At 45.2% G+C, this 6,709-nt stretch carries 5 protein-coding genes and 1 rRNA gene; 2 read left to right on the top strand and 4 right to left on the bottom strand.

What is annotated here, in order from left to right:
• The first annotated feature begins 12 nt into the window (after nucleotides 1-12).
• Nucleotides 13-127 (top strand): 5S ribosomal RNA (gene rrf, locus F955_RS03235).
• A gap of 277 nt (nucleotides 128-404) precedes the next feature.
• The gene (locus tag F955_RS03230) at nucleotides 405-1,601 is read left to right on the top strand and encodes a PQQ-dependent sugar dehydrogenase (RefSeq protein WP_004890965.1); all 1,197 of its coding nucleotides are present in this window, start codon (nucleotides 405-407) and stop codon (nucleotides 1,599-1,601) included.
• A 570-nt stretch (nucleotides 1,602-2,171) separates the two neighbouring features.
• Here the strand turns inward: F955_RS03230 and F955_RS03225 are convergent.
• The 4 genes from F955_RS03225 to ileS form a co-directional block, all read right to left on the bottom strand.
• Nucleotides 2,172-2,714 (bottom strand): NADPH-dependent FMN reductase, encoded by a 543-nt coding sequence (locus tag F955_RS03225; RefSeq protein WP_004890962.1) that lies wholly within the window; start codon nucleotides 2,712-2,714, stop codon nucleotides 2,172-2,174.
• Nucleotides 2,715-2,842: 128 nt separating this feature from the next.
• The gene (locus F955_RS03220) at nucleotides 2,843-3,325 is read right to left on the bottom strand and encodes an FKBP-type peptidyl-prolyl cis-trans isomerase (RefSeq protein WP_004890959.1); all 483 of its coding nucleotides are present in this window, start codon (nucleotides 3,323-3,325) and stop codon (nucleotides 2,843-2,845) included.
• A gap of 1 nt (nucleotide 3,326) precedes the next feature.
• Nucleotides 3,327-3,857: a signal peptidase II gene (gene lspA / locus F955_RS03215; protein WP_004813944.1), complete on the bottom strand. Its 531-nt coding sequence runs from the start codon at nucleotides 3,855-3,857 to the stop codon at nucleotides 3,327-3,329.
• On the bottom strand, nucleotides 3,850-6,696 hold the full coding sequence (gene ileS / locus F955_RS03210) for an isoleucine--tRNA ligase (protein ID WP_004890956.1): 2,847 nt from the start codon (nucleotides 6,694-6,696) through the stop codon (nucleotides 3,850-3,852). The genes lspA and ileS overlap by 8 nt, the downstream gene beginning before the upstream one ends.
• Nucleotides 6,697-6,709: the final 13 nt, after the last annotated feature.

Here is a 6,709-nt window from a genome sequence, read left to right as displayed (position 1 = left end):
CATACCAGTTGTGCTGGCGACCATAGCAAGAGTGAACCACCTGATCCCTTCCCGAACTCAGAAGTGAAACCTCTTAGCGCTGATGGTAGTGTGGGATTACCCATGTGAGAGTAAGTCATCGCCAGCTCATTATTCTAAACACCCCCTTCAATAGAAGGGGGTGTTTTTTTATGGGAGAGATCTGATCAATTGATTGCTTACTGAAAACTGCGGGCCAACAGATCTATCAGGTGAAAATCTAATGTAATTCAGCCTGTATCAAGGGATAGTTTCAATATAGTTAAGACTTATCGGCGCAAGCTAGGGTTATTTTCGTTTACGATTGTTAACCTTTTTATGCTTTTAGTGAGCGTTTGAGATGCTAAATTGTAAGTTATTCGTTTTAATAAGTATGTAGAATAACAATGAAACAGGTTCATCTCGCAGCAATGTTGTGTTTAGGCTTTATCCCTTATAGCCTGACTGCCTGTCATGCACAGAACAAGACGTCACAGGAACTGAATAAGAGTCCGGAAGCGGCAAACTCTACTTCTGAAACTGTAACTACACCTTTTTCCACTCAAGTACAGCAAGCCTATAAGGTTAATAATATTGCCGAGTTTAATGAACCATGGGCGATAGCACCTTTAAAGGATGGTCATCTATTGGTTACCGAGCGTAAAGGCAGACTGTATTTATTCGATCCAGAAACCAAGAAAAAGACTGTAATTAAAGGCACCCCAAAAGTGGCTTATGGCGGTCAGGGCGGCTTGGGAGATGTCGCATTACATCCTGATTTCGCCAATACCCCATGGATCTATCTGAGCTATGCTGAACAGGGTCAAGGCGGTTATGGCGCAGTAGTAATTCGTGGCAAGTTGGATTTGAAGCGTAGTACACCACAGCTCACCCAGATCGAAAAAATCTGGACTCAGGTTCCTAAATTTTCTTCGGGGCAGGGCCACTATGGACACCGAATTGTATTCGGGCCGGATGGCAAGCTCTGGATCAGCTCGGGTGAACGTCAACAGTTTGATCCTGCACAAGATATGAAGTCTAACGCCGGTAAAATTATTCGCCTGAACGATGATGGCTCGATCCCTGCCGATAATCCCTTTATGAATCAGGGTGAAATTGCCCAGCAGGTTTGGAGTCTTGGACACCGTAATCCTCTGGGAATGGCGTTTGATCCCAAAGGGCAGCTCTGGGTCATTGAAATGGGACCGAAGGGCGGTGATGAACTAAACAAGATTATCAAGGCTAAAAATTATGGCTATCCTTTAGTATCAAATGGTGATCATTATGATGGAAAGCCAATTCCTGACCACAGTACCCGACCTGAATTTGAAGCACCTGTATTGGACTGGACGCCGGTAATCTCTCCATCTGACCTGAACTTCTATACCGGAAAAATGTTCCCGCAATGGCAAAATAAAGCGATAGCCACAGGTCTTTCTTCCAAGGCAATTATTATTATAGATACAATGCAGCAACCTGCCAAAGAAGTTCAACGGCTCGATATGAAAGCACGGATTCGTGGCGCAGTACAGGCTCAGGATGGGGGCATCTGGGTGATTGAAGATGGTCCTCAGGCACGTTTGTTAAAGGTCACAGCGCTTTAAGTCATAATTTTTATATAGATAGGAGGATTCTTAGGAATCCTCTTTTCATTTAAGAGTAAAAATATGCTTCTTATAAAGGTATAAAAGAAAAAGCCCTGACATCCTGTCAGGGCTTTTCCAGATTCATTTATCAAGGTATAACTCCTGTCATACCGATCAACTTCCTGCTGCATTTATTGTTTTTTATTCTTCAAGACATCCTGTCCTGTATGTCTTAACTATAAGAGGAATTCCGGATTTGGTATAGCCTCAATTCTCCCCAATACTTGTACGCCATAGCGTACAGTGGTGCTGAAATTTGCAGCAAGAGAGCGGGAATATTTAAGCTTATAGACAACCCAGGAAGTAAAAGGCCTCGACAGGATGTCGAGGCCTTTTGGATTTGCTATGAAGATCTGACTCCTGTCGGATCTGGCAACTTCCTGTTGTGATGCGCTTTTTCTTATTCTTGTATCGCTATTGGACATCCTGTCCAGTGATGACTTAAATATAGCGTGTATATTTGTAGGCAAATAGCAGTGATTTCTGCTTGGCTTGTAAGCTAAAACGGACGTGGCTGTCCGCAGCAACTTATGCACTGACGTACTGAATCAGCTTGTCTACTACACCTCGTAGGGTTTTATTATCAAATTCATTTCCTTCAAAGGTATAGTCCTTCGCACGACTAAAAATATCACGGATTTCGATTACCGCATTGGTATCCACTAAACCAAGCTGCGTACCAACCTGACGGATCTGATCGATAGAGCGCGAACCGTTGGTCGCACCATAGCCGACATAAGCCGCCGGTTTGCCTTGCCATTCCTTACCCAGATAATCCAGGGCGTTTTTTAGGGCTGGACTGTAGCCATGGTTATATTCCGGGCTGATAAAAATAATGGCATCTGCGAGTGCAATGAAATCAGCCCATTCCTGTTGTTTAGGCTGGTCATAAATACCGGTGAGTGGAGGATGTGCGCCAGCAAACATCGGCAGGTCCCATTCTTTCAGATCGACAATTTCAGCTTCCAATGTACTGAAGTGATAGGTTTTAATTTGTTTAAAGATCCAGTCAGCTACTTTGATCGCTACACGTCCTTCGCGAATACTGCCTACAATGATGTAAATCTTCATCTTATTATCCTGTCATTGCTTCACTCAATTTAAATTAATCAGAATAAGCAAGGATGAATAGGCATGATTTGTATCTTGATATCTGCACTAAAAAAAGCGCCCGAAGGCGCTTTGTCTTGAAATAATGCTTACATCAATTTCACACCTTGTTGACCGGCTGGGGTTACTTTAAAGATTTCTACTTCAAAAGTAATATTCTTGCCAGCTAGCGGGTGGTTGAAATCCACTTCAGTGATGTCATCACCGACGGTTTTCACCACGCCATACAGGCTTTGTTTCGCTTTGTCTTCAAACTCGATCATATGACCTTCAATTGGACGTTCGCCAAATTTCACAGTATCAAATTTTTGTACGTTTTCAGGATTCCATGGACCGAAAGCATCTTCAGGAGGAAGACTTACGGTACGACGGTCACCGGCGCGTAAACCGAACAGCGCTTTTTCAAAGCCTGGTAGCAAGCTGCCATCGCCCATCACCAAACTTACCGGCTCAGTACGACTGCGGGTATTGTCAATTTCAACACCATTTTCAATGGCTACTGAGAAATGAAGCTCAACCTTAGAGCCAGCTTCAATACGAGTTTCCTCGTTAGGATTAATAAAATCAGTCATGTTATTTCGCCTGCTGTTGGTTGCGTTTTCCTTCTAAGAAGAAGGTGTCAATCAGCATTAAAATAGTACCTAACGTAATGGCACTGTCTGCAAGGTTAAAGGCAGGGAAGTGGCTATTCTGATAATAAACATGAATAAAATCGACTACATAGCCGAGAGAAACACGGTCAATCAGGTTGCCGATGGCACCGCCCAGAATCAGGGCAACGGCCAAAGGTAAAACTTTCATGTTCTTTGGCATACGCATCAGCCAGAACACGAAAATCACAGACACTACTCCTGCCAGCGAAGTAAAGAAATAACGTTGCCATCCACCGGCATCGGACAGAAAACTAAAGGCTGCGCCATAGTTATGCAGTAATGTCCAATTTAAAAAGGGCAGGACAGGTACTGGATCTGCGTAATTCAGACTAGTGGTCGCAATCCATTTGGTCCATTGATCCAGAATAATTGAAACAATAGTCAGACCTAACCACCACAAGTTGTGAGGATAGAACTGGAATAAGCCCTTTTTCTCTTGTGGATTAGGCATATTTTCTCTCTTCGCCTTGGCCTGTCGGCAGGTTGATGATACAGCGGCCACACAAGCCTGGGTGTGATGCATGTGTGTTTACATCAGGAAGTACATGCCAGCAGCGTACACATTTCTCGCCGTCTGCTGCAGAAACTTTCACATTCAGACCTTCCAGATCAGATGCTTCACCTTGGGCAGCCTCAAAGTCACTCACGATCACTTGAGAGGTAATCAGTACAAAACGCAGTTCATCACCCAGTTTGTCCAATACCGCTTTCAACTCGGCAGCAGCCCAAAGTTCAACTTTGGCAGACAGGTTCGAACCCACTGTTTTTTCAGTACGCGCCGCTTCAATAAACTTGTTCACTGCAGATTTTACCGAAATCAGCGTTTGCCATTCAGCTTCAGTCACCAAGTTCGCAGTAGATGCGGCTGGAATGTCATACCATTCAGCAGTGAACACATATTTCTCTGACTGCTCAGGAATCAGTGGCCAAGCTTCTTGTGCAGTAAAGCTCAAGATCGGTGCCATCCAGCGTACGAATGCCTGTACCAGATGGTACAGTGCAGTTTGTGCAGAGTGACGTGCCTGAGAATCAGCTTTGGTGGTGTATTGACGGTCTTTGATGATGTCGAGATAGAAACCACCCAGGTCATTGATACAGAAATTGGTCAAGGCATTGGTTACGATATGGAAGTTCATATCTTCATAAGCTTGCTGAACAGTTTTCTGTACTTCAGCTGCACGTTGCAGGATGTATTGATCAAGCGCGATCAATTGATCTACAGGAAGCGCATCAGTTGATGGTTTGAAGCCATTCAAGTTGGCAAGCAAGAAACGCAGTGTGTTACGGATACGACGGTAACCATCTGATGCACGGCTAAAGATTTCTTTACCCGCAGTCATTTCATAGCGGTAGTCCGCCGATGCGATCCAGAAGCGTAAACCGTCTGCACCCATATCTTTAATGATGTCTTGTGGGGTAATGATGTTACCCAACGATTTCGACATCTTGCGGCCTTTCTCATCCACCACGAAGCCGTGCGTCAGCAAGCCTTTATATGGTGCGCGTTCGTTGATGGCAATCGAGGTTAACAACGAAGACTGGAACCAGCCACGGTGTTGGTCTGAACCTTCAAGGTAAAGATCCGCAGGATCTTGCAGTTCTTCACGTTCACGTAATACAGCGTAGTGCGTTGTACCCGAGTCGAACCATACGTCCAGGGTATCGCGTACCGCATTGTACTGTTCAGCATCATTACCGATGAACTCGCGTGCATCACGGTTGTACCAACCATCAATACCTTCCTGTTCAACCAGTTTAGCGACTTCTTCGATCAGTTCAGGCGTACGTGGATGCAATTCATTGGTATCTTTATGCACGAAGAACGGAATTGGCACACCCCAGGTCCGTTGACGAGAGATACACCAGTCTGGACGGCCTTCAATCATCGCCTGGATACGGTTTTTACCCCAGTCCGGCACAAAGCTGATCTCGTTTTCGATCGCATTCAATGCACCTTGACGTAAGCCTTTGGCATCCATGCTAATAAACCATTGTGGTGTCGCACGGAAAATAATTGGGGTTTTATGACGCCAGCAGTGCGGGTAGCTATGTTTGATTGGCTGATGTGCCCAAAGCTTGTTGGCCTCTGCTAATGCAGCAATAATTTGCGGATTGGCTTTGTAGATATGCTCGCCAGCAAACAGCGGAGACGTTGGTAAATACACACCGTTACCGCCGACTGGATTTTCTACTTTCAGGTTGTACAGCAAGCCAACTTTATAGTCGTCCACACCATGGCCAGGCGCCGTATGTACTGCACCGGTACCACTGGTGGCAATCACGTGTTCGCCCAAGATTACAGGCACTTGACGATCGTTAATCAGTGGATGTTGCAGAACCAGGTGCTCAAGTTTGCTACCGGCAAAATCAGCAATGACTTCAACAGTGGTAAAACCGTAGCGTTCAGTTGCAGATTCCACCAGATCTTTCGCCAGGATAAAGTTTTGTGGTTCTTTTTCTTCGCCGCGTGCTTTCACCAGTTGATATTCAATTTCAGCATGCAGGGCAACGGCCTGGTTCGCAGGAAGCGTCCAAGGCGTTGTGGTCCAGATCACGATATCAGTACGGTCAGTGACTTCTACGCCTAAACGTGCAGATAAATCAGCTAAATCTACAACGGTGAAACCGACGTCAATTGCATCCGATTTTTTATCTTCGTATTCAACTTCAGCTTCAGCCAGAGATGAACCACAGTCCAGACACCAGTTGACCGGTTTCAGACCTGGTTCGATATGACCAGCTTTTGCGATTGCACCCAGTGAGCGAACAATATCCGCTTCTTGTTTGAAGTTCATGGTCAGGTACGGATTGTCCCAATCACCGAACACACCCATACGTACAAAATCTTTCTTTTGTAATTCAACTTGGGTGTAGGCATATTCACGGCAAGCTTTACGGAAGGTAGACGCATCGACTTTCACGCCGACTTTACCGACTTTTTCTTCAACTTTAAGCTCAATTGGAAGACCGTGACAGTCCCAGCCCGGTACATATGGGGCATCAAAGCCATCCATGACACGGCTTTTAATAATGATGTCTTTTAAGACTTTATTGACTGCATGGCCCAAGTGGATTTGGCCGTTTGCGTACGGAGGGCCGTCATGAAGTACATATTTTTTCTTGCCAATACGCGACGCACGAATCTGCTGATAAATGTTGTCGGCATACCACTCTTCTAACCATTTCGCTTCACGTACTGCCAGATTTGCCTTCATTGCAAAGTCAGTACCTGGGAGGTTTAGCGTGGCTTTGTAATCCACTGCATTTTCAGGAGTTTGCTTATCGCTCATGCAAGTTGTCTTC

The sequence above is a fragment of the Acinetobacter schindleri CIP 107287 genome, from assembly GCF_000368625.1.
Classification (GTDB): Bacteria; Pseudomonadota; Gammaproteobacteria; order Pseudomonadales; family Moraxellaceae; genus Acinetobacter; species Acinetobacter schindleri.
Note: the sequence above shows the minus strand (reverse complement) of the source record. Positions and strands in the feature narration are given on the sequence as shown.